This window comes from Sphingobium cupriresistens LL01, from assembly GCF_001046645.1.
In the GTDB taxonomy this organism is placed as follows: domain Bacteria; phylum Pseudomonadota; class Alphaproteobacteria; order Sphingomonadales; family Sphingomonadaceae; genus Sphingobium; species Sphingobium cupriresistens.
Genome location: NZ_KQ130434.1, coordinates 1069628 through 1094216 on the forward strand (window position 1 = coordinate 1069628; position 24589 = coordinate 1094216).

The 24589-nt window shown below is 65.7% G+C and carries 25 protein-coding genes; 14 read left to right on the plus strand and 11 right to left on the minus strand.

All coding sequences use genetic code 11. From position 1 onward, the window contains the following. From argC to V473_RS05250, 4 genes are read right to left on the minus strand one after another with little or no spacing between them, the layout of a single operon-like run. A complete protein-coding gene (gene argC / locus V473_RS05235; protein ID WP_066601255.1) occupies positions 1-945 on the minus strand; it encodes an N-acetyl-gamma-glutamyl-phosphate reductase in 945 nt (314 codons plus the stop codon). Continuing rightward, the gene (locus V473_RS05240; protein WP_066601256.1) at positions 942-1850 is read right to left on the minus strand and encodes a C40 family peptidase; all 909 of its coding nucleotides are present in this window, start codon (positions 1848-1850) and stop codon (positions 942-944) included. The genes argC and V473_RS05240 overlap by 4 nt, the downstream gene beginning before the upstream one ends. Continuing rightward, positions 1810-2205, minus strand: a complete 396-nt coding sequence (locus V473_RS05245) for a MarR family transcriptional regulator (protein WP_066601257.1) — start codon at positions 2203-2205, stop codon at positions 1810-1812. Before V473_RS05245 ends, V473_RS05240 begins: the two co-directional genes overlap by 41 nt. 60 nt (positions 2206-2265) lie before the next feature. Continuing rightward, positions 2266-3663, minus strand: a complete 1398-nt coding sequence (locus tag V473_RS05250; RefSeq protein ID WP_066601262.1) for a leucyl aminopeptidase family protein — start codon at positions 3661-3663, stop codon at positions 2266-2268. A 140-nt stretch (positions 3664-3803) separates the two neighbouring features. Between V473_RS05250 and V473_RS05255 the strand changes: the two genes are divergently transcribed. Beyond that, the gene (locus V473_RS05255) at positions 3804-4004 is read left to right on the plus strand and encodes a hypothetical protein (RefSeq protein WP_066601263.1); all 201 of its coding nucleotides are present in this window, start codon (positions 3804-3806) and stop codon (positions 4002-4004) included. Then, on the plus strand, positions 4004-4837 hold the full coding sequence (locus V473_RS05260; RefSeq protein ID WP_066601264.1) for a DUF4163 domain-containing protein: 834 nt from the start codon (positions 4004-4006) through the stop codon (positions 4835-4837). The genes V473_RS05255 and V473_RS05260 overlap by 1 nt, the downstream gene beginning before the upstream one ends. 117 nt (positions 4838-4954) lie before the next feature. Here the strand turns inward: V473_RS05260 and rimO are convergent, their stop codons facing one another. The 4 genes from rimO to serS form a co-directional block, all read right to left on the minus strand. Next, on the minus strand, positions 4955-6343 hold the full coding sequence (rimO, locus tag V473_RS05265) for a 30S ribosomal protein S12 methylthiotransferase RimO (RefSeq protein ID WP_201785475.1): 1389 nt from the start codon (positions 6341-6343) through the stop codon (positions 4955-4957). 47 nt (positions 6344-6390) lie between these two features. Next, entirely contained in the window at positions 6391-7449 is a 1059-nt protein-coding gene (locus tag V473_RS05270) for a potassium channel family protein (protein ID WP_066601265.1), read from the minus strand. Further along, positions 7446-8516 carry a M23 family metallopeptidase gene (locus V473_RS05275; RefSeq protein WP_408021488.1) on the minus strand — a complete coding sequence of 357 codons (1071 nt, stop codon included), beginning with the start codon at positions 8514-8516 and terminating at the stop codon, positions 7446-7448. The genes V473_RS05270 and V473_RS05275 overlap by 4 nt, the downstream gene beginning before the upstream one ends. 150 nt (positions 8517-8666) lie before the next feature. After that, positions 8667-9944, minus strand: a complete 1278-nt coding sequence (serS, locus tag V473_RS05280) for a serine--tRNA ligase (protein ID WP_066601266.1) — start codon at positions 9942-9944, stop codon at positions 8667-8669. A gap of 94 nt (positions 9945-10038) precedes the next feature. Here serS and V473_RS05285 point away from each other — a divergent pair, with 94 nt between their 5' ends. The 5 genes from V473_RS05285 (at position 10039) to V473_RS05305 (ending at position 12949) form a co-directional block, all read left to right on the plus strand. After that, the gene (locus V473_RS05285; protein WP_066601267.1) at positions 10039-10479 is read left to right on the plus strand and encodes a host attachment family protein; all 441 of its coding nucleotides are present in this window, start codon (positions 10039-10041) and stop codon (positions 10477-10479) included. A 157-nt stretch (positions 10480-10636) separates the two neighbouring features. Next, positions 10637-10942: a hypothetical protein gene (locus tag V473_RS05290; RefSeq protein ID WP_242496094.1), complete on the plus strand. Its 306-nt coding sequence runs from the start codon at positions 10637-10639 to the stop codon at positions 10940-10942. A gap of 6 nt (positions 10943-10948) precedes the next feature. Beyond that, positions 10949-11518: a hypothetical protein gene (locus tag V473_RS05295; RefSeq protein WP_066601270.1), complete on the plus strand. Its 570-nt coding sequence runs from the start codon at positions 10949-10951 to the stop codon at positions 11516-11518. 526 nt (positions 11519-12044) lie between these two features. Beyond that, the gene (gene dksA / locus V473_RS05300; protein WP_066601271.1) at positions 12045-12509 is read left to right on the plus strand and encodes an RNA polymerase-binding protein DksA; all 465 of its coding nucleotides are present in this window, start codon (positions 12045-12047) and stop codon (positions 12507-12509) included. A 65-nt stretch (positions 12510-12574) separates the two neighbouring features. Then, on the plus strand, positions 12575-12949 hold the full coding sequence (locus V473_RS05305) for a PilZ domain-containing protein (RefSeq protein WP_066601274.1): 375 nt from the start codon (positions 12575-12577) through the stop codon (positions 12947-12949). A gap of 157 nt (positions 12950-13106) precedes the next feature. Here V473_RS05305 and V473_RS22775 read toward each other — a convergent pair whose 3' ends face one another. Beyond that, positions 13107-13265: a YdcH family protein gene (locus V473_RS22775; protein ID WP_082679101.1), complete on the minus strand. Its 159-nt coding sequence runs from the start codon at positions 13263-13265 to the stop codon at positions 13107-13109. A gap of 189 nt (positions 13266-13454) precedes the next feature. On the opposite strand from V473_RS22775, the gene V473_RS05315 reads away from it, so the two are divergent. From V473_RS05315 to V473_RS05345, 7 genes are all read left to right on the plus strand, one after another. Then, on the plus strand, positions 13455-13634 hold the full coding sequence (locus tag V473_RS05315; RefSeq protein WP_066605112.1) for a YdcH family protein: 180 nt from the start codon (positions 13455-13457) through the stop codon (positions 13632-13634). A 124-nt stretch (positions 13635-13758) separates the two neighbouring features. After that, positions 13759-14238, plus strand: a complete 480-nt coding sequence (locus tag V473_RS05320) for a DUF1465 family protein (RefSeq protein WP_066601277.1) — start codon at positions 13759-13761, stop codon at positions 14236-14238. Between the two features lie 77 nt (positions 14239-14315). Next, positions 14316-16379 (plus strand): autotransporter assembly complex protein TamA, encoded by a 2064-nt coding sequence (locus tag V473_RS05325; protein WP_082678977.1) that lies wholly within the window; start codon positions 14316-14318, stop codon positions 16377-16379. Then, complete coding sequence (locus V473_RS05330) at positions 16379-20581, plus strand: translocation/assembly module TamB domain-containing protein (RefSeq protein WP_066601280.1); 4203 nt, start codon at positions 16379-16381, stop codon at positions 20579-20581. Before V473_RS05325 ends, V473_RS05330 begins: the two co-directional genes overlap by 1 nt. Before the next feature lies 1 nt (position 20582). Then, on the plus strand, positions 20583-21977 hold the full coding sequence (locus tag V473_RS05335) for an L-serine ammonia-lyase (RefSeq protein ID WP_066601282.1): 1395 nt from the start codon (positions 20583-20585) through the stop codon (positions 21975-21977). A gap of 181 nt (positions 21978-22158) precedes the next feature. Then, positions 22159-22812: an outer membrane protein gene (locus tag V473_RS05340; RefSeq protein ID WP_066601283.1), complete on the plus strand. Its 654-nt coding sequence runs from the start codon at positions 22159-22161 to the stop codon at positions 22810-22812. A gap of 225 nt (positions 22813-23037) precedes the next feature. Next, positions 23038-23469 carry an acyl-CoA thioesterase gene (locus V473_RS05345; protein WP_066601284.1) on the plus strand — a complete coding sequence of 144 codons (432 nt, stop codon included), beginning with the start codon at positions 23038-23040 and terminating at the stop codon, positions 23467-23469. Between the two features lie 72 nt (positions 23470-23541). On the opposite strand, the gene pyrF is transcribed toward V473_RS05345, so the two are convergent. Together pyrF and V473_RS05355 are read right to left on the minus strand one after the other, a co-directional pair. Next, a complete protein-coding gene (gene pyrF / locus V473_RS05350) occupies positions 23542-24216 on the minus strand; it encodes an orotidine-5'-phosphate decarboxylase (protein WP_066601285.1) in 675 nt (224 codons plus the stop codon). Further along, a complete protein-coding gene (locus V473_RS05355; RefSeq protein WP_066601286.1) occupies positions 24213-24566 on the minus strand; it encodes a lipopolysaccharide assembly protein LapA domain-containing protein in 354 nt (117 codons plus the stop codon). Before V473_RS05355 ends, pyrF begins: the two co-directional genes overlap by 4 nt. Between the last annotated feature and the right edge of the window lie 23 nt (positions 24567-24589).

Sequence of the window (24589 nt, forward strand, 5' to 3'; positions counted from 1 at the left end):
TTACAACCGCAGGCCCGCGGTTTCGGGCAGGCCCGCCAGGATGTTGAGATTCTGCACGGCCGCGCCGGCCGCGCCCTTGCCCAGATTGTCGAGCGCCGCCACCAGCCGGGCCTGCCCGCTGTCGGCGTTGCCGCAGACGAAAAGCGCCAGCCGGTCGGTCGCGCCGACATGCTCCAACGCCACCTGGCCGATGCTCAGGCTGTCCTCCAGCGCCGCCACGCTGACGATTTGCGATCCGGCATAAGCGGCGGCAAGAGTGGCATGGATGTCGGCCAGCGCCGGCGCGCCCGGCATCGCCCGCAACTGCAACGGCACTTCCACGATCATGCCGCGATAGGCGTCGGCCACCGCGGGCGCGAACAGCGGCGGGTGGGTCAGCCCCGAATAGCGAGTCATTTCCGGCACATGCTTGTGGCCCAGGGCCATGCCATAGGGACGGAAGGCGCTGGGCGCGCCGGTATCGCCCTCATAGTCCGCAATCATCGCCTTGCCGCCGCCCGAATAGCCCGAAGCGCCTGACACCGTCACCGGCCAATCGACGGGGATCAGCCCCGCCAGCACCAACGGACGGACGAGCGCCAGAAAGCCGGTCGGCCAGCAGCCGGGATTGGCGACGAAGCGGCTGCCCGCCAGCACCTCACGATGACCCGGCTCCAATTCGGGAAAGCCATAGGTCCAGCCATTGGCCACGCGATGCGCGGTCGATGCGTCGATGACGCGGGTGCGATCATTGTCGATCAGCGCTACCGCTTCGCGCGCGGCATCGTCGGGCAAGCACAGGATGACGATATCGGCGGCGTTCAGCGCATCGCGGCGCGCGCCGCCGTCCCGCCGCTGCTCTTCCGGCACGGTGATCAGCGACAATTCGGAACGCCCCGCCAGCCGGTCGGCGATTTCGATCCCGGTGGTGCCGTGACCGCCGTCGATGAAGACGTTGATGCTCATGCGCTGATCCTCCGCCGGGCGATGATCGGCTGCGGGTGCGCGTCGGCCAGCCGGGCGACGACGTCCGCCAGCGGCTCCTTCACAACCGCCATCCAATAGGCGTTGGCGTGCAGCAGGGTCTTGGCGTCGGCCATGATGCCGACATGGCCGGGGAAGAAGACCAGGTCGCCGCGTTGCAGCGCCGCGTCGCCGTCGATCGGCATCCCGATGCCTTCGCATTGCAGGTCGGTGTCGCGCGGGACGCTGATGCCCGCCTGCCCCAGAGCGGCCTGCACCAGGCCCGAACAGTCGATCCCGCGATGGCCGCGTCCACCCCAGACATAGGGCTGGCCCAGATAGCGTTCCGCCACGGATACCCAGTCGGATGACTTGGCATCGATCGGCTGGGCATGGCGGATATGGACGAAGCCTTCGGCGCAGGCGATGAAGTCGCCCTGTACAACGCCGGAAAACAGCGCGCCGCTGGGCCAATGTTCGGCAATGGACGACTTGATGTCGGCGGCGCTGAACAGTGGCGCGCTTTCCACCATGATGCGATGGCTGGGCGTTTCCAGAATGTCGAGCGCATCGCGGCGAATATAGCCGACATAGCCGTCATGGCCGCAAAAGCCCCATGCCCAGTCGGTCATCACGTCGAGTGCATGGAAGGTTTCGCCGCGCAGCAATTCGCTGACGGCTTCGGCTGTCGGCGTGGGGGCCGATGTTATCGCGGCGCCGGGCGCAACGCAGGTGAGCGGCACGGCGCGGGCATAATGGGCGGAAAACAGGACGCCAGCCAGCGACAGGTCCGCCAGGTCGCCGCGCGCCGCATGGATGCGCCGATCCAGCGCGACCGACCGGCCATCAAGCTCGAAGCGGGTTCGTTCAGGCGGTCCGTTCCGCAGGGGTGTAATTATGCCGTTCATCGCGCGCGGTTCCTGCGATGAAATGGTGAAAGGCGTCAAGAAATTCCGCGCCTTTTGGCGTCCGGGTGATGAAAATATTACGACGGTCCGCCACATCGCGTTCCCGGCGGAGGTAGCCGAGCGCCGACAGCTTGTTCAGTGCGCGCGTGATGACGGGCTTTGAAACATGGAGCGCTTCGGCCAGGCCGCGCACCGTATGGGGACCGGACCCGATATAGACGGTCATCATCAACGCCATCTGGCGGTTGGTCAGGTCGGGTTTGCCCGATCGGACATAATCGACGAGGGTGCGCATCCATTGGCCAAGCGATTGCAGGCCGGGGCGGTCGATTTCGGTTGCGGATAGCGCGTTCATGTCACCTTAACGCACCATTCCCAATCCGGTTGCGTAACGGATGAGACGCAATCGCAGCCTTTATCCGGCCCGCCCATAGCGATGTTGCAGCAGGCGGAAGACCGCGCGCAGCCCCAGCGCCTCGCCGCCCTTGGGTCGGCCGGGCTTGGCGGAGGGGCGCCAGGCGAAGGTGTCGAGATGCAGCCAGGGCGTGTCGTCGGGCACGAAGCGCTTGAGGAACAGCGCCGCTGTGATCGCGCCGGCAAAGCCCCCTTCGCCCGCATTGTTGAGGTCCGCGATATCGGACTTCAGCATGTCGGCATAGCCATCCCATAGGGGCAGTCGCCAGGTCGGATCGTCCACCTCGCCACCCGCGACCGCCATATCGGCCGCCAGCGCATCGTCATTGGCGAACAAAGCGGGCAGGTCGGGGCCGACAGCCACGCGCGCCGCGCCGGTCAGGGTCGCGAAATCGACGATCAGTTCCGGCTTTTCCTCCCCCGCGCGGGTCAGGGCATCGCCCAGCACCAGCCGCCCTTCGGCATCGGTATTGCCGATTTCGACGCTCAGCCCCTTGCGGCTGCGCAATATGTCGCCGGGGCGAAACGCATTGCCCGCGATCGCATTTTCCGCCGCCGGGACCAGCAGGTGCAGCCGCACCGGCAACCGCGCCGCCATGATGAGCTGCGCCAGCGCCAGCGCATGGGCCGCGCCGCCCATATCCTTCTTCATCAGGCGCATTCCCGACGACGGCTTGATATCCAGCCCCCCGCTATCGAAGCAAATGCCCTTGCCCACGATCGCAATGCGCGGCGCGGCAGGGTCACCCCACCGCAATTCGATCAGGCGCGGCGCGAACCTCTTGTCAGCCGCCTTGCCGACCGCGTGGATCATCGGATAGCCCTGTTCCAGCGCATCGCCGCTGATGGTCGCCACATGCGCGCCAAAGGCGGCGGCGACCTTCTCCACCGCGGCTTCCAGATCGGGCGGCCCCATGTCGGCGGCGGGCGTGTTCACCAGGTCGCGGACCAGCGCGACGGCTTGGCCCAGTTGCACCGTCGGCGCGATCCGGGCGACATCGCTCGTCAGCAGGACGCGCGCGCCAGCCGACGCATCATCCCGGCGATAGCGGTCGAAGCGATATTGCGCCGTCAGCCACCCCAGCGCCGCGGCTCCCGCCGACCCCTGCGCCAGCCGATAGACGCCTTCGGGCAGGGTTTCGGCCGCCCGCGCCAGACACCATGATCCCAGGGCGTCGCCATGGGCCACCCCGGCGACCACCGACCAGTCATCGTCCCTCTCGCCCGGCAGAATCGCGACGTCATGGGGCTGGCCCCTGAATTTCTGCGCCGAAACCAGGGCGCGCGCCCGCGCCGGCTGGGCCGCGATCCATGCGTCATAACCCCTGGCGTCGACAAGCTGGATCGATCGGGCGGGTTGCTGGTTGTCGGCTTTGAGCAGGTCGGAAAAATCGGTCATTGCGCGGGTGTAAGGGAAAGGGAATGTGGATGGAAAGCGCAATTTTTTCATCGCGCACCCGGCACGTTCGGCCCTTTCTTCGTTTGCGCTGCGCACCGGGCGGGCCTAGATTCACAGGCATAGATAAAAGGAGACGGACAATGATTCACGGTGATGACCGGGGCCTTCAGGCCGCCAGGGCGCGCGCCTATGCGCTGGCCGAAACGGGCCAATTCGATAACAGCCATGCGGTGCAGCAAGCATTGATCGCGGAAGGCTGGCCCAATGCCGGCTTGGCGCTGGGCAGCGATTACGCGCGCAAGGCGGTCGGCGAACGCTGCCGCGCAGCGAAGGCGCATTGATGCGAGCAGGCGTGATTGGGGTCAGGGGACTGGTCCCGGCGGCGGCCCTGTTGGCCGCCGCCTGCACGCCTTCGCAGGATAATGGCGGCGGCGACGCGGCGGCCAATGCGGCCGCCTCCCGCTATGTGGGAAAGATGGTCGGCGTCGAAGCGCCGACGCCGCCGGCCAAGCCCTTTGCCGAGAAGGACAAAAATCCTTTCCTCGAATTTTCCTATGCCTATCCGGCGCAGGCCGCGGCGGTGCCCGTCCTAGTGGAGAAGTTCGCAAAGGACAGGGCTGCATCCAAGGCGGATGCGCTGTCCATGGCGAAGGAAGACAGCGCCGCCGCCAAGGAATTGGGCTTTCCGTTCCGGCCCCACAGCCTGGAAACCCAATGGCGCGTCGCTGCGGACACGCCGCGCTTTCTGGCGCTCCAGTCGGAAACCTATGTCTATACCGGCGGCGCGCATGGCATGACTGGCTTTGAGGCGCTGCTGTGGGACAAGGCGCGCAAGCGCGAGACGAGCGTCAAGGCGATGATGACGTCGCCCGCCGCCTTCGCAGCGGTGATCCAAGAACCCTTCTGCGCGGCGCTCGACAAGCAGCGCGCGGAAAAGCGTGGCGCGCCGGTGGTGCGCGGCGACGATGAATTCACCAAATGCATCGACCCGATGGAACAGGTTTTGGTGCCGACGTCGAAGGACGGCAAGCTGATCGACAGCATGACCGTGATCGTTGGTCCCTACAGCGCCGGACCCTATGCGGAAGGCAGCTATGACGTGCCGCTGCCGGTCGATGCGGCGATGCGCAAGGCGATCAAGACCGAATATCAGGATGGGTTCGTGGCCCGGTAACCTGTGGCGCAAAGTGACTGTGTTCCCGCGAAGGCGGGAACACAGTCCCGCCGTCTGAACTGGGTTCCGCCCTCGCGGGAACGCATGTCGTAATGTACGACCCTGACTTATCGCGTTTCAGTCCTGAACAGGTGCCCCATAAAGGTCATGCTCGTCGGCATCCTCGATCACGACGTCGAATATATCGCCTGCCCTCCGCCCTTCGCCGACATCGCGCAGGAAGACATTGCCGTCGATTTCCGGCGCATCCGCCTGGCTGCGCGCAGTCGCGCCGACGCTGCCATCTTCCTCGTCCGGCTCGCCCACTTCGTCGATGATGACGGGCAGCACCCGGCCGATCTTCGCCTGCAACTTGGCGGCGCTGATCGCGGCGGTTTTCTCCATGATCCGCTGGTAACGCTCTTCCTTGACCTCTTCGGGCAAGGCGCCCGGCAGGGCGTTCGCCGGCGCGCCCTCGACCGGCTCGAAGCGGAAGGCGCCGACGCGATCGAGCTGCGCCTCGTCCAGCCAGTCGAGCAGATATTGGAAATCGGCCTCCGTTTCGCCGGGGAAACCCACGACGAAGGTCGACCGGATCGTGATGTCGGGGCAGATCGCCCGCCATTTATGGATGCGATCCAGCACCTTGGCTTCGTTGGCCGGGCGCTTCATGGCTTTCAGTACCGACGGCGCGGCGTGCTGGAACGGGATGTCGAGATAGGGCGTCAGCAGCCCGTCGGCCATCAGCGGAATGACATGATCGACATGGGGATAGGGATAGACATAGTGCAGCCGCACCCAGGGCGCGACGTCATCCGCCGTGCGCAACTGCCCCAGTTCGCGGGCCAGGTCGGTCATGTGCGCGCGCACCTCGCGCCCCTTCCACAGGCGGGGATCGTGCCGCGTATCGACGCCATAGGCCGACGTATCCTGGCTGATGACCAGCAATTCCTTCGTGCCCGCCTGCACCAGCTTTTCGGCTTCGCGCAGCACCGCGTCGATCCGGCGCGACACCAGGTCGCCGCGGATCGAGGGGATGATGCAGAAGGAGCAGCGATGGTTGCAGCCCTCCGAAATCTTCAGATAGCTGTAGTGGCGCGGCGTCAGTTTCAGCCCGCCTTCGGGCACCAGATCGACAAAAGCGTTGGGGATGGGCGGCGACGCATCATGCACCGCATTGACCACCTGCTCATATTGATGCGCGCCGGTAACGGCCAGCACCTGCGGGAATTTCGCACGGATGACATCCGCCTCGTCGCCCATGCAGCCGGTCACGATCACACGGCCATTTTCGGCCATCGCCTCGCCGATCGCCTCCAGCGATTCCTCCTTGGCGGAATCCAGGAAGCCGCAGGTGTTGACCAGCACGACGTCGGCGCCGGCATAGTCGGGCGACATCTGATAGCCGTCGGAACGCAGCTTCGTCAGGATGCGCTCGGAATCGACCAGGTTCTTGGGACAGCCGAGCGAAACCATGCCGATCTTCGGCGCGTCAGGAAATTTGGTTGCCATGATGGTCGCGCACATAGGGATTTACGCGCCAAATGTCACGCGCCGCCATAGCGTCCCCGGAATCAGTCGCCGTCCGCAGGTTCGGGGAGGCCATTCCCTTCGGTGATCTCGATGATGACGTCGCCGCTCTGGAGCCGCTTGGCCTCCTCCTCCCAAAAGCCGATCGGGCGGTCGCCGCGATAGATGCGCAGGCCAAGGCCGGTGCCGATCGCCGACAATGGCCCGCCCACCTCTTCGGGCAGCACGGTTCGCTCGTTCAGCTTCACCCGCCCGCCCGATGCGGCCAGATCCGCCATATAATCGGCGATATGCCGGCCGCTGGTGCTGCCGGCCAGCAGCAGTCCGGCAAAACTGACCGGGTTGATGACCGTGGTCGCCCCGGCCTGCCGCGCGGGCAACTCATTATCTTCGTTGCGCACGACGATGCTGATCGGCAGGCGCGGCGCCAGGTGGCGGGCGGTGAGCGTGATGAGGATCGAGGTATCGTCGCGCCCCGCCGACACGATCATGCTGCGGGCGCGGTGGATCGCAACATCCTTGAGCGTGCGGTCGCGTGTCGAATCGCCGCACAGCACATTGCATCCCTGCGCTTCGGCCAGTTCCAGCGCCTTTTCGCTGCCGTCGATGACGACGATCTCGCGCGGGTCGGTGCCGCGGGCGAGAAGTTCATGCACCGCTTCCTGCCCGCTGGTGCCGAAACCGGTGACGATGATGTGATTGTGCAGATCAGCCTGAATACGCGCCATGCGCCACCTGTAGAGGATGTTGCGGAGGAAGAGGTTATAGGCCGTGCCGAGGAAGATCAGCCAGACGAACAATCGGATGGGGGTGACGAGCAGCGCTTCGAACAGCCGTGCTTCCGGCGTCACCGGGACGATATCGCCATAGCCGACCGTCGTCACCGTGACCGTGGTGAAGTAAAGGACATCGACGAAGCTGATATCGTTGTCGAGATTGTCCTTCAGCCCATCGCGCCCGACCCAGTGCAGCAACAGCACCAGCGCGATCAGCCCGAACACCAGCGCGACGCGCCACACCAGGTCCGCCCACATCGGCATAGACGATCGTCGCCGCAGAAAGCCAGCGGCGCCAAGCGCGGGGCGGGCTTCGTTGATCCTCATGCCGGCGGCAACTGACCGATCGGGTTCACCGGCGCCCGGTCCTTGCGCAATTCGAAATGCAGCTTGGGCTTGCTGGCGTAACCGGTGTCGCCGACCAGGCCGATCACCTGACCCCTGGTCACCTTCTGCCCGCGCACCACATCGACACGGGCGGCATGGCCATAGGCGCTGACCCAACTGCCGCCATGGTTGATGAGGACCAGGCCGCCGAACACCGCCACCTTGTCCCCGGCATAGGCGACGACGCCGTCCGCGGTCGCACGGATCGGCGTGCCGGCGGGCGCGGCGATATCGATGCCGTTGTTCTTCGCGCCGCTTTCACCGGGGCCGAAACGCGACAGGATCACGCCCTTGACCGGCCAGGCGAAGCTGCCGGCGAAGCGCGTGGGCTGGGCGATCGGCACGTTGGAGGGCAGGGGGCGTGGCGCGCTGGATGCGACGGCGACCGCCGCATTGTCGGCCGCGGCGGGCTGGCCGCCGGTCAGCACATCGTCGATATCGATGCGGAAGGCGGCGGCGCGCTGCTCGATGCCCGGCGCGCGGGCGGGCGCGTCGCCGGGCAGCAAAAGCCGCTGGCCCCGCCGCAGCATATAGGGTTCGCTCAGGTCATTGACCGCGACGATCCTGCTCCACGCGACGCCATAGGCCGATGCGATGGCGATGCCCGTCTCCCCCTCCGCCACCAGATGATAACGGCCGCCGGGGATTTGGAGCTTCTGCCCCGCCCGGATCGCATAGGGCGCGGTCAGGCCATTGTGGCGCGCGATCGCCTCCGACCCTGCGCCGGTGCGATTGCCGACCCCGCGCAGCGTATCGCCGGGCTGCACGACATAGGTGGCGCTGGCCACGGTGCGGGCGTTCGCCACCACCTGCTGCGCGGTCCAGACCGGCTGCTTTTCCGCCAGTTCGACGGTCGATGCGTCGGCATCCATCTGCGGCGGCGGCGTGGGCGCCGGATCGGCGCGTTCGGCCTGATAGGGAATACAGGCGGCCAGCAGGAGCGTGCCGAGCGGCAGGATCAGAAGAAACGGGCGCTGCATCGCGCCGTGTGTATCTGATCCTGCCATGGTTTCCAGCATTTTCAGTCCGCAGCGAGGCGGAGCGTGATTCAGTTAGTTAGCTAACTAAAAAAATAGCGCAATCGCGTGCAACTGTCGCACTCCCTGTCTCAAATGCCCGTTCGGTTCGCGCCTGTCGAGAACCGAACGGGGCAGGGTTCAGCGCGGCTCCAGCTTCGTGATCCCGCCCATATAGGGCGCCAGCACGTCCGGCACGGTGACGCTGCCATCGGCCTGCTGGTAATTTTCCAGCACCGCGACCAGCGTCCGCCCCACCGCCAGTCCCGACCCGTTGAGCGTGTGGAGGAAGCGGGTCTGCTTCTCGCCCTCTGGCTTGTAGCGCGCATTCATCCGCCGCGCCTGGAAATCGCCACAGTTCGAAACGGAACTGATCTCGCGATAGGTGGCCTGGCTGGGCAGCCACACCTCCAAATCCCATGTCTTGCGCGCGCCAAAGCCCATGTCGCCGATGCACAGCAGCATCTTGCGATAGGGCAGGTCCAGCGCCTGCAAAATCCCCTCCGCCGCCGCGCACATGCGCTCATGCTCGACCTCGGACTGTTCGGGCTTGGCGATCGCGACCAGTTCGACCTTCTCGAACTGATGCTGGCGGATGAAGCCGCGCGTATCGCGCCCCGCCGAACCGGCTTCGGACCGGAAGCACGGGGTCAGCGCGGTCAGCCGGATCGGCAGGCTGTCGGTCGGCACAATGTGGTCGGCAACCAGATTGGTCAGCGAGACTTCGGCGGTCGGGATCAGCCAGCGGCCGTCGGTCGTGCGAAACAGATCCTCGGCGAACTTGGGCAACTGCCCCGTCCCGAACAGCGCCTCATCCCGCACCAACAGCGGCGGGTTGACCTCCTCATAGCCGTTGGCGCCCGTCTGGGTATCCAGCATATATTGCGCCAGCGCCCGATGCAGCCGCGCCATCTGCCCGCGCAGCGCCGTGAAACGCGCGCCCGACAGCTTCGCGCCGCCCTCGAAATCCAGCCCCAGCGCCGGCCCGAAATCGGCATGGTCCTGCGGCGGAAAGTCGAAATCGCGCGGCGTGCCCCAGCGGCTGACCTCCACATTATCCGCCTCGTCCGCGCCCTGCGGCACATCGTCGGCGGGCAGGTTGGGGATGGCGGCCAGCATCGCGGTCAGCGCGTCGCCGACCGCCTTGTCCTGGGCTTCCAGCGCGGGCGCGCCTTCTTTCAGCGCCGCGACTTCCGCCTTCAACGCATCGGCCTTGGCCATATCCCTGGCGGCCATCGCCTGCCCGATCGCCTTGCTCGCCTCGTTGCGGCGGGCCTGGCCCTGCTGCAATTGCGTCTTGATCGACCGGCTCTGCTCATCCAGCGCCAATATCTCGGCGGAGAGCGGGGCCAGACCGCGCCGGGCAAGGCCAGCGTCGAAGGCGGCGGGGGTTTCGCGGATGAAGCGGATATCATGCATGGGGCAGTCCTATGCCGCTGCGCGACGGGCCGCGCAACCCTATGCGCCGCTGGCTCGTTAGTCCTGCATCAATCAAAAAGAAAAGGACGAAGCGATGCAGATCGAACATGACGCGATGGTGCTGGTGGCGGACGGCCGCAAGCTGCTTTTCTTCCGCAACAAGGGCGATGACGCCTTTCCCCAACTGGAGGCGGAAGAGGTCAAGGTGCAGGATAACCCCGCCAATCGCGATCAGGCTTCGGACGCCGCGGGTCGGTCTTCGTCCCCCATGGGCGGGCGTCAGAGTTCGATGGAGCAGGTCAACTTTCATGATCTGGAAGAAGCGCGCTTCGCCACCGAAGCGACCGACCTGCTCAAGCGTCGGGCCTTTGCGCAGGATTACGAGAAGCTGATCATCGTCGCCCCGCCCACCGCACTGGGCGAGATGCGCAAACATTATCATAAGGAAGTGCAGAGCCGCCTGGTCGGTGAGATCGCTAAGGATCTGACCAATCATCCGGTGTTGGAGATCGAGAAAATTATCGCAGCGGCCTGACCCGTCCGGCTTGGCACGACAAAAAGGGGCGGCGCCCGATGCCGGGGCCGCCCCTTTTTGTGGCGGGCGCTGCAATTAAGCGGCGGCCTTCGCCTTGCGTTCGGCGAAACGGCGGCGGGCGACAAGCGCCACGGCCGCCGCGCCAAACAGGAGCACCATGGGCGGAGCCGGAACATCGGTGCCCCCGGTGCTGCTCGAACCCCCGCTCGAACTGCTGGATGACGAACTGCTGGACGAAGAGGAAGAGCTGCCGCTCGACCCGCTGGAACCGGAACTGCCGCTCGATCCGGTGCTGCCCGTGCTGCCGAAGCTGGACGAGCCGCCCGACGAGGAAGAACTGCTGGACGACGAACTGGACGAGGAGGACGAACCGGACCCGCCGCTGGACCCGGAGCTGCCGCTGGACCCCGAACTGCCGCTGGAGCCGCTGCTGCCCGAACTGCCGCCGCTCGAACCGGGGTGACCCGGCTTGGGTGGCTTGCCGCCGCTCGAACCGCCCGAACTGCTCGACGACGAACTGGACGAGGAGGAGGAACTGGAACTGGAGCTGGACGAAGAAGACGAGCTGCTGCTGACATTGCCCGACGACGTCGACACATTGCCGGAAGAGGTCGACACATTCCCGCTCGACGTCGAAACGCCGCCGGTCGATGTGGACACGCCGCCGGTTGAGGTCGAGACGCCGCCCGTGGTCGAACTGGTCGAGCTGCTGATGCCGCCGGTCGAGCTGCTGGTCGAGGAGATCACGACCGATCCACCGCCGCTGCCGCCGCCACCGCCGCCGAAGAAACCGCCGATGAACCCGCCGCCGCCAAAGCCGCCGCCACCGCCCATCACGATCGGCACGGCGCCGCCACCGCCCGACATCATCGGCATTTCTGCGCGTGGCATCGGCGCGGGCAGCGGAATGGGCGCGGCCTGCGTCACCACCGTCACCGTCTGCGGCTTGGTGACCTGCACGGTCTTGACGATCTTGCGTTGCACCGTGCGGACGGCCAGGCGCTTCTTGGGCGCGGCCTTCATGCTCTTGCTGCTGTGAACCACCGCCGGCCGGGCGTTTTCGGCGACATGGACGGCGCCGCCGCCAATGATCGCCCCGCCGCAAGTGCAGGCGCATAATTTCGCCAAAGCCATCCGTACCGACATAGGATCCACTCTTCTCTTGTTACCCCCGCGCCTCTCTCTGGATTTCCAGCGATGGGCTGACGGGAACTTCCTATGCGCATGAACGCAAAAGAAAGGGTTAACTGCAATCCCGTTAACCCTCAATATCATCTCTAAGTCGAGGGGAAAGCTGCCATTGACTGAAAGGAAATGGTTAACGTCCCACTATGAAACGACCGGCGGGGCAGGGTTGAACGAGCGCAGGCGATGCAAGGCCCTTCGTCCTTTTCCAGCGACTCGATGACAAGCGCCGTCATGCGTATGAAAAATGGGCCGGGACAAGCGGCGAGCCGGAGATTGCCCGCTTGTGTCGGTCCGCGGCCATGGCTATGAGGCGGGCACAATCAAAGTTTGGGCGCCCGGAACATCAAGCGCCGGGGCCTTACGAGTCGGAGAGCCAGATGGCATCGGTCCTGAATTCCGATAAAGACGGCGATAAGCCGCCCAAATCGACTGTAGCGCTTCCTGCCGATTACCGGCCGTCGTCCGACGAAGAATTTATGAACCCGTTGCAGCTGGAATATTTCCGGCAGCGCCTGTGGGATTGGAAGAAGCAGATATTGGCCGAAGCGGAAGGGACGCTGGCCGTATTGCAGAACGAGCCGTTGCGCGAACCCGACCTGAACGACCGTGCATCGAGCGAAACCGACTGGTCGATCGAACTGCGCACCCGCGACCGGCAGCGCAAGCTGATTTCCAAGATCGACGCCGCTCTGCGCCGGATCGACGACGGCGAATATGGCTATTGCGAAGTCACCGGCGAACCCATCTCGCTGGGTCGGCTGGAGGCGCGCCCGATCGCGACGATGACGGTGGAGGCGCAGGAGCGCCACGAGCGGCAGGAAAAAATCTCCCGCGACGATTAACGCTTTTTCCATCACCGCGCGGTTAGGATGGCGGCCTTCACCGCTTTCCAACCGTGGGTTTTTGCATGAACGACGAACAGGATATTTCGGACCGGGGACCGGCGCGCGCCGCGCCTCGCGACAGCCTGTTCCTGCTGACCACGCTCAGCACGCCCGAAGGCGCCCAGCTGGGCAAGGCGCGCGTGCGTAATCTGTCGGCGACCGGACTGATGGCCGATTGCGAACGGGCTGTGCCTGCGGGCATCAAGATTATCTGCGATCTGCGCGGCATCGGCAAGGTGACCGGCATGGTGGCCTGGTCGCGCGATGACAAGATCGGCCTGGCCTTTGACGACCCGATCGATCCCCAACTGGCGCGCAAGCCCGTTGGCGCCGCCACGCAGCAGACTCTGATGCCCGATTATCTGCGCACCACGCAGCACGGCGTAAAACGCCGCTGATCCTTTCCCATCTTGCCATATGCTAAAATGCCCCGCGAACCTGCCGGCTCTGGGGCATTTATGATTCCATTTCCCTAAGTTAGAGCGGTCGAGGCGGTCGGACGGGCGGTCTTTCGCCGCCGCGCCCTGACCTCCTCCCAGAGTGTTGCGCCAGCGATCAGTGCTGGGCCGCCAACTCCTCCTTCAGCCGCAATTTCTGCTTCTTGAGCGAGGCCACCAATATGGCGTCGGGCATGGGCCGACTCGATTCCGCCTTGATTCGGGCTTCAAGGCCGGCGTGCTTGGCTGAAAGAGCTGAAATGTGGCTATTTTCCATGACATTCTCCTTACGAGGGCGATGGATCACCAAATAAATCATGATTCGGATGGCTTGTCTCGCCTCGATTCGGGCTTTGCGGCGGGCTGCGTGAAAATTTGCGATGGTCCGCATCGTCACGGCGCGTTATCAAGCGCTGTTTGAGACGAGCGAAGTGGAGGCACAGGCGCGGTGAGCCGGGAAGACATCATGCGCCGACTGGAATTGCTGCGGGTCGAGCATCGAGATCTCGACAGCGCGATCGCCGCGCTGGTCACGGCCGGCGGCGGCGACCAGATGCAGGTCGCCCGCCTGAAGAAACGCAAATTGCGCCTGCGCGACGAGATCGCGATATTGGAGGATGCGCTGGTCCCCGACATCATCGCCTGATTGCCCCGCCGTCGAAGCGGCATTTTCGGTTAATGGTCCGCTAACCGATCCCAAATGGGACAAAGTCTGCCCGGACCGGCGCAACAGGCCTGACAAGGTTGCAAAAATATGGCAGCTCAATCCGATGCAACGCGCCGCCCTTCTTGATCCTGGCCTGCACCGCCGGCTGGTCGACGGACTCTATCTGGAAGCCATGATCATGGCGGACGAGGCGCGCGCCTATTTCGACGGCAGCGCTTCGCTCGACGACGGGGTGGACGATCCCCTGCGCCGGGTCGCCTTCGCTTGCGAATCCTTGAAAGTCACGACCCGTCTGATGCACATCATCGCCTGGCTGCTCAGTCAGCGGGCGTGGCAGCGGGGCGAGATCGAGCAGATCGATCTGTCGGACGAGAAATATCGGCTGGGTCGGGCATCGCACACCGACGCCGATCTGGCCGGCGCTTTCCCCTTCGCCGCCCGCGCGCTGATCGATGCGAGCCAGGAACTCTACGACCGCGTCGCCCGGCTTCAGGACCGGCTGGACGCAATGACCACCGCCGCCGCGACGGTCGGAATCAGCCCGGCGCGCGCGCTGATGGACCGGTTGAACACCGCTTTCTGACGATTGGCCTGTAATTGGCGGCGGTCGGCGTCTTCTGGGGCTGGCGTTTGCGCCCGCACTTGGTCTAGACCGGCGCCATGACCGATGGTTTGCGGATACGACGCCGCTCTTCAGGCCGCCCGTATGCCGCCCGGCTCCTTCTCGCGCCGCTGCTGCTGGCGGCGCCCGCCGCCGTGCGTGCGCAGCAGGAACCGGCGGCGGTCGCGCCGCAACAGGCGCTCGATGCGATGCCTGACATCGGCGTCGATTGGCCCGACATGGGCCAGCCCGACGCCATCGCGCCATTGCCCGAAGACCCGGTCGATACCGCCACGCAGGCCGGCGATCCGGCCAATCCCGCCGCGTCGGATGCCCAGATGATCGCCGATACCGCGCCGGCCGATGCGGATGACGCCGCCACCTTCGCCGATGCGGGCGAAGAGCGACGCTATACCGTGCTGTTGAGCGGCATCGATGCGATCGCCGACGCCCAGTTCACCTTGCGCTTCGACGAACTCTCGGCGCTGCGGCTGGGGCAGGGCAAGTCCGCCAACCTGGCCCAGATAAACCGGCGCATGAAGGAGGATCGCGAACTGCTCGACCGGCTGCTGCGCGCGAAGGGCTATTATGCCGCTCGCATCCGCAGCGCCGTCGCCGCACCCCCACCGGGCAGCGATCGGCTGGCCGTCACCTTCGACATCATACCCGGCACCCAATATCAGCTGGAATCGGTCGATGTCACGGGCCTTGCCGAAACCGCGGGCCAAGAGGCGCGGCTGCGCGCCGCCTTCCCGCCCAAGGTCGGCGATCCGGTCGATGCCGACGTCATCCTGGCCGGGCGCGATGCGCTGGCGCTCAAATTGTCCGAAAGCGGCTTTCCTTTCGCCAGAGTGGACGAACCCGAAGTGCGGATCGACCATGAGGAGCGCAAGGGCGATCTGGACATCATCGTCGCGCCCGGCGGTTTCCGCCGGTTCGGCGCGATCCGCATGGACGACACCCGTTTGTTCGATGCCCATCACGCGCAGGAAATCGCCCGCTTCGATCCGGGCGACGCCTATAGAGCGTCCGATGTCGAGGATCTGCGCCGCGCCATCGTCGCTACCGGCCTCGTCTCCTCGGTCAGCTTGAAGCCGGTCGATACGGGCGATGGCGCGCATGTCGATCTGGCCGTCGATGTCCGTCCGGCGCCGCTGCGCACAATCGCGGGCGAACTGGGCTATGGCACGGGGGAGGGCTATCGTGCCGAAGTCAGCTGGCAGCATCGCAACCTCTTTCCGCCCGAAGGCGCGTTGACGCTGCGCGGCGTGCTCGGCACGCAGGAGCAGACGGCGTCCGCCACCTATCGCCGCAACAATTTCCACCGGCGCGACAATGTGCTGACCGGGCTGCTCTCGGTCAGCAATATCCGGCGCGACGCCTATGACGCGCGCACCATCACCGTCGCGGGCGGGCTGGAGCGCCAGACCAACATATTGTTTCAGAAGAATTGGGTGTGGCGGGTCGGCGCCGAACTGGTCGCGTCGGACGAAGCGGATGCCTTTTCTGGCGGCGCGCGGCGCACCTTCCTGATCGGCGCGATCCCCTTGAGCCTGACCTATGATGGCAGCGACGACCTGCTTAACCCCAGCAAGGGTTTCCGCCTGGGCGGCCGGATCAGCCCGGAATTGTCGTTCCAGGACACCACCTTCGGCTATGCCAAGGTGCAATTGGACGGCAGCGTCTATCAGCCGGTGGGCGAAAAGCTGGTCGTGGCCGCGCGGACCCGCTTCGGCACCATCCTGGGATCGACCGTCGATCAGATCGCGCCGTCGCGCCGCTTCTATGCCGGTGGCGGCGCGTCTGTGCGCGGCTATGGCTATCAGGCGATCGGGCCGCGCTATGGCGATGACGACGATCCGGTCGGCGGCAAGAGTCTGGCCGAATTTTCGCTGGAGGCGCGAGTCCGCTTCGGCAATTTCGGCGTCGTGCCCTTCGTCGACGCCGGCAATATTTCGACCAGCTTCCTGCCGCGCTTCCGCGACCTGCGGATCGGCGCGGGCATGGGCGTGCGCTATTACAGCAATTTCGGCCCGATCCGCGTCGATGTCGGCACCCCGCTCAACCCGCAGTCGGGCGATCCCAAGATCGCGGTCTATGTCTCGCTGGGCCAGGCCTTCTGATGGCCGACGACGCCCCCGTCGATCCGGTCGCGCCGGTTCCCCCGCTTTCCACTCCGCGCCCGCGCCGCGCCTGGGACGGTCGCTGGCAACGCTGGCTGGCCGGCCTGCTGGCGGCGCTGGGTATGATCGTGGCGGGCGCGCTCCTGTGGCTCGATACCGGCGGCGGGCATCGCTTCCTCGCCACCCGGATCGCGGCGATCAAGTCGTCGTCGGGGCTGCGCATAGAGGTCGGCGGGATAGAGGGCAGCATCTATCGCAAGGCGGTGTTGCGCGACCTCATCCTGTCCGATCCAAAGGGCAAGTTTCTGGAGGCTCCACGGGTCGAGCTGGACTGGTGGCCCTTCGCCTGGCTGTCCAACCGGCTCGACATCGACCGGCTGGTGATCCCGCGCGCGACTTTGCACAAACTGCCCAAGTTGAACCCGACCCAGCGGCGCGGCCCGATCCTGCCCGGCTTCGACATCAGGCTGATGGAATTTTCGGTTGGCCGGCTGGATATCGCGCCCTCCGTCACCGGCCGCGCGCAGGTCGCGACCATGGCGGGCGACGCCGATATTCGCGGCGGACGCGCCATCATCGATCTGGCGGCGCGCACGCTTGATGGCAGCGACGCTCTGACGATCGCGCTCGACAGCCGCCCGGATGACGATCGCTTCAAGCTGGACGTGACCGTCAACGCGCCCAAATCGGGGATATTGGCCGCGATGGCGGGGTTGAAGCAGGACGCCAATCTGCGCATCGGCGGCAAGGGCGGCTGGAGCCAGTGGGACGGCCGTTTGTCCGCCACGCTGGACGGCGCGCCTGTCGCCGATGCCGTGCTGGCCGCGCGCAGCGGCGCCTATTCGGCGCGCGGCACGGTGGAGGGCAATGCGATCGCGGGCAATGGCCTGTTCCGCCGCATCGCCGCGCCGCGCCTGTTCGTGCGGGCCAGCGGGACCATGGTCGACCGGGTGATCGACGGCCGCCTCTCGCTCCGCTCCGCGGCGGTCGATCTGGCCGCCGACGGCGCGATCGACCTGCGCAACAACGCGCTCGACAATATGCGGGTCGACCTGAAACTGACCCGGCCCGAAGCGCTGCTCAAGGATGTGCGCAGCCGGGACGTTGCAGCAAAGATTCGGCTGGATGGTCCCTTTGCGGGGCTGGGCTATGAATATCTGGTCACTGCGCGTCAATTGACCATCGACCGGGCGATCATCAACGATCTGCGGGCGGAGGGCAAGGGGCGCGTCACCCGGAATGGCCCTACAGTCATCCCCCTGCGGCTGCGCGCGCGCAGCGTCGATGGTCAGGGCGATCTGGTCGCGGGCATAGTGCGCAATTTCCAGCTTGATGGCGTGTTCCAGATCAAGGGGCAGCAGATCGTCAGCAACCCCATGGTGCTGCGATCGGACAAGCTGCGCGGCAAGCTGGTGGTGATCGCGGACTTGAAGACCGGCCGCTATGACGCGGGGCTGGACGGCGAGATCGCCAATCTCTTCATTCCCAACTTCGGCATCGTCGACCTGACATCCAAGCTGCGCGCCGTCCCGCGCGCTGATGGGGGCTTTGGCCTGTCCGGCAATGCGATGGCGCGGGTGCGGCGGCTGGACAATGAATTTCTGCGGACATTGGGGGGCGGCCTGCCGATTGTGCGCAGCGGGCTGGACCTGCTGCCCAACGGCGATCTGGGGTTGCGCGACCTGCGACTGGAATCGCCGCTGCTGACGTTGGCAGGGCAGGGCGTGCGCTATCGCGACCAGTCGCTGCATCTGGAGGGCGTTGGCCGCCACGGCCGTTACGGGCCGGTGAAGCTGACGCTGGACGGTTTGATCGACAAGCCGACCATCGACGTCACACTGGCCCGGCCGATGGACGCGCTGGGCCTGCGCGACGTGCGGGCGAAGCTTATCCCCGACGCCAACGGTTATAGCTATACCGTCAATGGCGGATCGACGCTCGGCGCCTTCACCGGCCGGGGCGTCATCCTGTTGCCGCTGGGTGGGCAGGCGGTGGTGCGGGTCGCGAGCCTCGCCGTGTCGGGCGTGACCGCCAGCGGCGATATCCGTCCCATTGCCGGCGGCCTGGATGGCCAGCTCAGTGTCCTGGGACCGGTCACCGGCTATATCAATTTCAAGCCGGTGGGCGTAAACCAGCAGGTGCAGCTCAAGCTGACCGCCAGCGACGCCAGCTTCGAAGGACCGACTATCATAGCGGTCCGGCGCGGTACGCTGGACGGCACCATCTTGCTCGACCCCACCGGCACCACCGTCACCGCGACGGCGCAGGCGCGGGGCTTGCGCGTCGGCGGCGTGCTGCTCGGCCGTTTCGCCGCCAATGCCGAACTGGTCGATGGCAGGGGCAAGATACGCGGCAGCCTGTCGGGCCAGCGCGGCCGCCTGTTCGATTTGCAGGGGGAGGCGGACGTCCAGCCCGACCGCATCCGCCTGACCGCTGGCGGCACCATCGACAAGCGGTCGATCCGCCTGACCCGATCGGCAGTGCTCACGCGCGCCGAAGATGGCTGGCGTCTGTCGCCCGCGACCATCGCCTATGCCGGCGGATCGCTGCAACTGGCGGGCGAACTGGGCGGCGCAGCGACGCATATCGAGGCGCGGATGCAGAAACTGCCTCTGGCCCTGCTCGACATCGCCTATGACAATCTGGGCCTGGGCGGCATGGCGACCGGATCGTTGAGCTACGCCCAGCCGCGCGGCGGCCTGCCCAGCGGCAAGGCGGAGCTGCGCATTCGCGGCCTTTCCCGCTCCGGCCTCTCGCTCAGCTCCCGCCCGGTCGATGTCGGCGTCAATGCCGTGCTGACCGGCGAACGGCTCGCCACTCGCATGGTCTTCGTCGCCGACGGCAAGACGATCGGCCAGGCGCAGGCGTTGCTCAATCCGCTGGGGACGGAGGGCGGTCTGGCGACGCGCCTCAACCGCGCGCCCTTCTTTGCGCAATTGCGCTTCAATGGCACGGCGGACACGCTCTGGCGGCTGACCGGGGTGGAGATCGTCGATATTGCCGGCATGGTCGGGGTGTCGGCCGACATGCGCGGCACGCTGGGCGAGCCGGTCATCACCGGCACCTTCGCCACGGACAATGCCGCGATCAACAGCCCGGTGACCGGGATGCGCCTGAAGGACGTCAAGGCGCGCGGTCGCTTCTCCGGCGCACAACTGGTTATTTCCAGCTTCGCCGCGACAGCGCAAAATGGCGGGACGGTCAATGGCGCCGGCCGCTTCACCTTCAACGGCATTGCGGGCGTGGGCATGGACCTGGCGCTGCAAGCCGACAATGCCGCCTTGCTGGAACGCGACGATATCGCCGCGACCGTCACCGGCCCGATCACCCTGCGCTCCGATGGGGTAGGCGGCACGATCGGCGGCGACCTGATGCTCAACAAGAGCCGCTTCACCATGGGCCGCGCCGCCGCCGTGGCGCAAATCCCCGAACTCAAGGTGGTGGAAATCAACCGCCGTGGCGACGAGATCGAGCGGCCGCGCTCCAACGTCCCCTGGGCGCTCGCCATCAAGGCGCGGGCGCGCAATCGCCTGACCGTCACCGGCCTCGGCCTCGACAGCGAATGGCGGGCGGACCTCGACCTTGGCGGCACCGTGACCAATCCGGCCATCGCCGGCCGGGCGCAACTGCTGCGCGGCGGCTATGAATTTGCCGGACGCCGCTTCGAACTGCGCGAGGGCAATATCCAGTTTGACGGCCGGAGCCCCGTCAACCCGACGCTCGACATCAGCGCGGAGGCGGACGTCAGCGACCTCAGCGCCACTATCCATGTCGGCGGCACCGGCCTGAAGCCCGACATCAGCTTCACCAGCGTTCCCGCGCTGCCGCAGGACGAACTGCTCTCGCGCATCCTGTTCGGCACCTCGATCACCAACCTGTCCGCGCCCGAAGCGCTGCAACTTGCCTCCGCCGTCGGATCGCTGCAGGGCAATGGCGGGCTGGATCCGATCAATGCGGTGCGCAAGGCGGCGGGCCTCGACCGGCTGCGCATCATCGCCGCCGACCCGACCCAGGGGCAGGGCACGTCGATCGCGGCGGGCAAATATCTGACGCGCAAGACCTATGTCGAACTCATTACCGACGGACAGGGCTATAGCGCCACCCGGATCGAATATCAGGTCACGCGCTGGCTCTCGCTGCTGGGCGCCATTTCCACGCTGGGCCGCGAAAGCGCCAACGTGCGGGTTTCCAAGGATTATTGATGTGACCAAAAGCCGGATCGACGCGGCCACCGCGATCAGCGTGACGGACCTGTTCACCATCGGCATCGGCCCGTCCAGTTCCCATACGGTGGGGCCGATGCGCGCCGCCCTGATGTTCATGGACTCGCTGCCCGCCCAGCCGCAGCGGGTGCAGTGCGAACTGTTCGGATCGCTCGCCCTGACCGGCCGGGGCCATGCGACCGACAGCGCCATCCTGCTCGGCCTGTCGGGCTACCGTCCCGAAGGCGTCGACCCCGACGCCATTCCCGCCGTCCTGGCCGCCATCCGCACCGACGGCCGCATTCGCGCGGGCAGCGCCGTCGATCATATGGTGCCGTTCGAGGAAGCCCGCGACCTGCTGTTCCGCATGGGCGACTTTCTGGAGGCGCACAGTAACGGGATGCGCTTCACCGCCTGGCTGGACGGGCAGGTTGAACCACTGGTGCGCGACTATTATTCGATCGGCGGCGGCGCTGTCCTGCCCGGCGCCGCCCCGACCGATGACGCAGCGCCGCTCGGCCATAATGTCGTCCAGCCCTATCCCTTCTCCTCCGGCGCGGAAATGCTGGCGCAGGGCGAAGCGACCGGCCTGTCGATCGCGACCCTGGTCCTGCGTAACGAAGGGGCGTGGCGCGTACAGGCGGAAACCGACGCCTTCCTCGACAGCGTCATCGACGCCATGAGCGCCTCGATCGACCGTGGCCTGGAGCAGGAGGGGTTATTGCCCGGCGGCCTCAAGGTCCGTCGCCGCGCCCGCGCGATCCACCAGCGGCTGCGACTGCAACAGGATGCGCTGGGGCCGGCGCAGATTTTCGAATGGGTCAGCCTTTTCGCGCTGGCGGTGAATGAGGAAAATGCGGCGGGCGGCCGGGTCGTCACCGCGCCGACCAACGGCGCGGCGGGGGTGATTCCGGCGGTGCTGCATTATTATCGCCGCTTCGTGCCGGGGGCCGATCGGGATGGTGAGCGCCGCTTCCTGCTGACCGCCGCGGCCATGGGCTTCCTCTACAAGAAGCGGGCCTCCATTTCCGCCGCCGAAATGGGCTGCCAGGGGGAGGTCGGCGTCGCCTGCTCGATGGCGGCGGCCGGGCTTGCCGCGGTGCTGGGTGGCACCAACGGCCAGATCGAGAACGCCGCCGAAATCGGCATGGAACATAATCTTGGTCTCACCTGCGATCCGATCGGCGGGCTGGTCCAGATCCCCTGTATCGAGCGCAATACGATGGGCGCGGTCAAGGCGATCAACGCGGCCTATCTCGCGCTCCAGGGCGATGGCCGCCACATCGTCAGCCTGGACGCGGTGATCGAAACCATGCGCCAGACGGGCGAGGATATGGCCAGCCGCTACAAGGAAACCTCGCTCGGCGGCCTGGCCGTCAATGTGGTCGAATGTTGAAAATCGTTCCGGCGTTTCATCGCTCGATCGGCACGATTGCGCGGCGAATGGAGGTGATTTCGTGACATTAAGGTCACATAATCAACTGTTTATCTCCCGTTCATGAAACTAACTCGGCCGCTCCGGCTTGTGCGTCTCACCCCCTGAGAGAGGGGAAAGAATGACACACGGAGTATCTGTTATGCGTAAGTTGATGGTCGCAACCCTTCTGGCCGGCGCCACTGTCGCCACCCCCGTTTTCGCGCAGGATGTCGGCCCGACCTTCACCGGCCCGCGCGTCGAAGCGATCCTGGGCTATGATCGCACCGGGGCCGGCAGCGATGTGGACAATGACAATGGCAATGACGATCAGAATATCGACGGCCTGCTCTACGGCGTCGGCGCGGGTTATGACGTGAATTTGGGCAGCGCGGTCGTGGGCGTCGAGGGCGAATATACCGACTCCACCGCCAAGAGCAGCCGCACCGACTTTTCCGACCAGTTCGGCTTCGGCCGCGTCAAGCAGGGCCGCGACCTCTATGTCGGCGCGCGCGCAGGTATCCTGGCCAACCCGGCCACTTTGGTCTATGTGAAGGGCGGCTACACCAACACCAAGCTGGACGTGCTGGCCGGCGACAGCAATCAGGAAACCGACACCGCGTTCAAGCTGGACGGCTGGCGCATCGGCGCCGGCGTGGAGCGGGCGATTAACGCCAACACCTTCGCCAAGATCGAATATCGCTATTCCAAATATGAGGATGCCCACATCAACTTCGCCAATGGCGCGACCAGCGAAGAATTCGGTATCGACACCGATCGCCACCAAGTCGTCGGCAGCGTCGGCTGGCGTTTCTGATAATGGCCTGATCCCGTTCGCCCTGAGTAGGGTCTGAGCGAAGTCGAAGACCCGTATCGAAGGGCAGCCACGATCCTTCGATACGCCGCTTCGACAGGCTCAGCGGCTACTCAGGACGAACGGCGGTGACGTAGAAAAGGGGTCGGTCTTCGGATCGACCTCTTTTTCGCGGGATAGGACGTTGCCCCCTATCAGTCCGCGTGCAGGGCTGCTATTGACATCCATGTGAGTAACGCGATTCCCCACCGCTTCCCGATCGGCATCGATCCGATCGACATCGACTTCATGGGTCATGTCAACAATGCCAGCTACCTGAAATGGGTGCAGGCGGCGGTGCTGGACCATTGGCGCGCGCTGGCCCCGGCCGAAGCGGTCGCCCAGCATCTGTGGGTCGCGCTGAAACATGAGATCACCTATCGCAAGCCCACCTTCCTGGACGACGACGTCATCGCCACCGTCTTGCTGGAGAAGGTGCAGGGCGCCCGCGCCTTCTACGAAACCATCATCAAACGCGGCGAGGACGTCCTGGCGGAGGTCAAGTCAAGCTGGTGCTGCATAGACGCCAGCAGCCTGCGCCCGGCGCGGCTGACGCGCGAGGTGATCCAGCATTTCTTTGTTGGGGATGAGGACGAGGCGGTCGGTAGGCGTTTGCGCTGAAGTTGTTATAAGAGGCGGTTTCCTGCCATCTCCTCCCGCCCTCCCGCAAGCGGGAGGGGAATAAAGCGCCTCCTACAACGTCGCTTCAATCTCCCGCGCCGCCATATCCGGGTTCTCCGCCAGGCTGATCGGCCGTCCCACCACCAGGATAGACGCGCCCCGATCCAGCGCCTCGCGCGGGGTTACAGCGCGCTTCTGGTCGCCCAGCGCGCCGCCCGCAGGCCGCACGCCCGGCACCACGAAGAAACCGTCTGACCAGTGTTTCTTGACCGCTGCGACTTCCTCGCCGGAACAAACAATGCCGTCCAGCCCTGCGTTCTGCGCCAGGTCGGCCAAGCGCCGCACTTGATCCTCCGCCTTTCCGCCCACACCGATATCCAGCAGATCGCCATCGTCCAGGCTGGTCAGCACGGTCACAGCCACGACCTTGGTCTTCACCCCGGCCGCCGCCTTGGCGTCTTCCAGCATCGCCCGGCCGCCAGCGGCATGGACGGTCAGGATCGCCGGTTCCAGCAGGTGCAGCGCCTGCACCGCCTTCGCCACCGTGTTGGGAATGTCGTGGAGCTTCAGGTCGAGGAAGATCGGCAGGCCGAACTTCATCATCTCATGCACGCCATGATGGCCGTTGGCGCAGAAAAATTCCAGACCCAGTTTCAGCCCGCCGACATGATGCTTCACCTGTCCGGCCAGCTTCTGCGCCTTGGTCAGGTCGGGCGTGTCGATGGCGACATAGATGGGGCTGCTCATGCTGGTCCTGTGGTGCTTGGAGTGGTGGGGGCGAGCGGATCGGGCAGGCCGCCCATGACGGGCGCGTCCGGTATTATGGGGGGCGGTGGCGGCGCGGCGGCGGCGGTGGCGACGACCAGCGCCTTTTGCGTGCTGTCGAGCCGGCGCTTCAGACGCCAGCGGGTGGCCCGCGCCATGATCCAGAAGGGCAGCGCCCCCAGCAGGAATGCGCCGATCAACAATACGGGCAGCTTGGTTTCCATCACCATGTCGCCCCACAGGCGCACGGTCACGGGCACGTAGTTCGCCATGCAGAAGAAGGCGAGTCCCACGGCGATGACGACCCAGAAGGCTGTCCGCAAAAATTGCATAGGCTTAACCCTTCGCTGCTGCT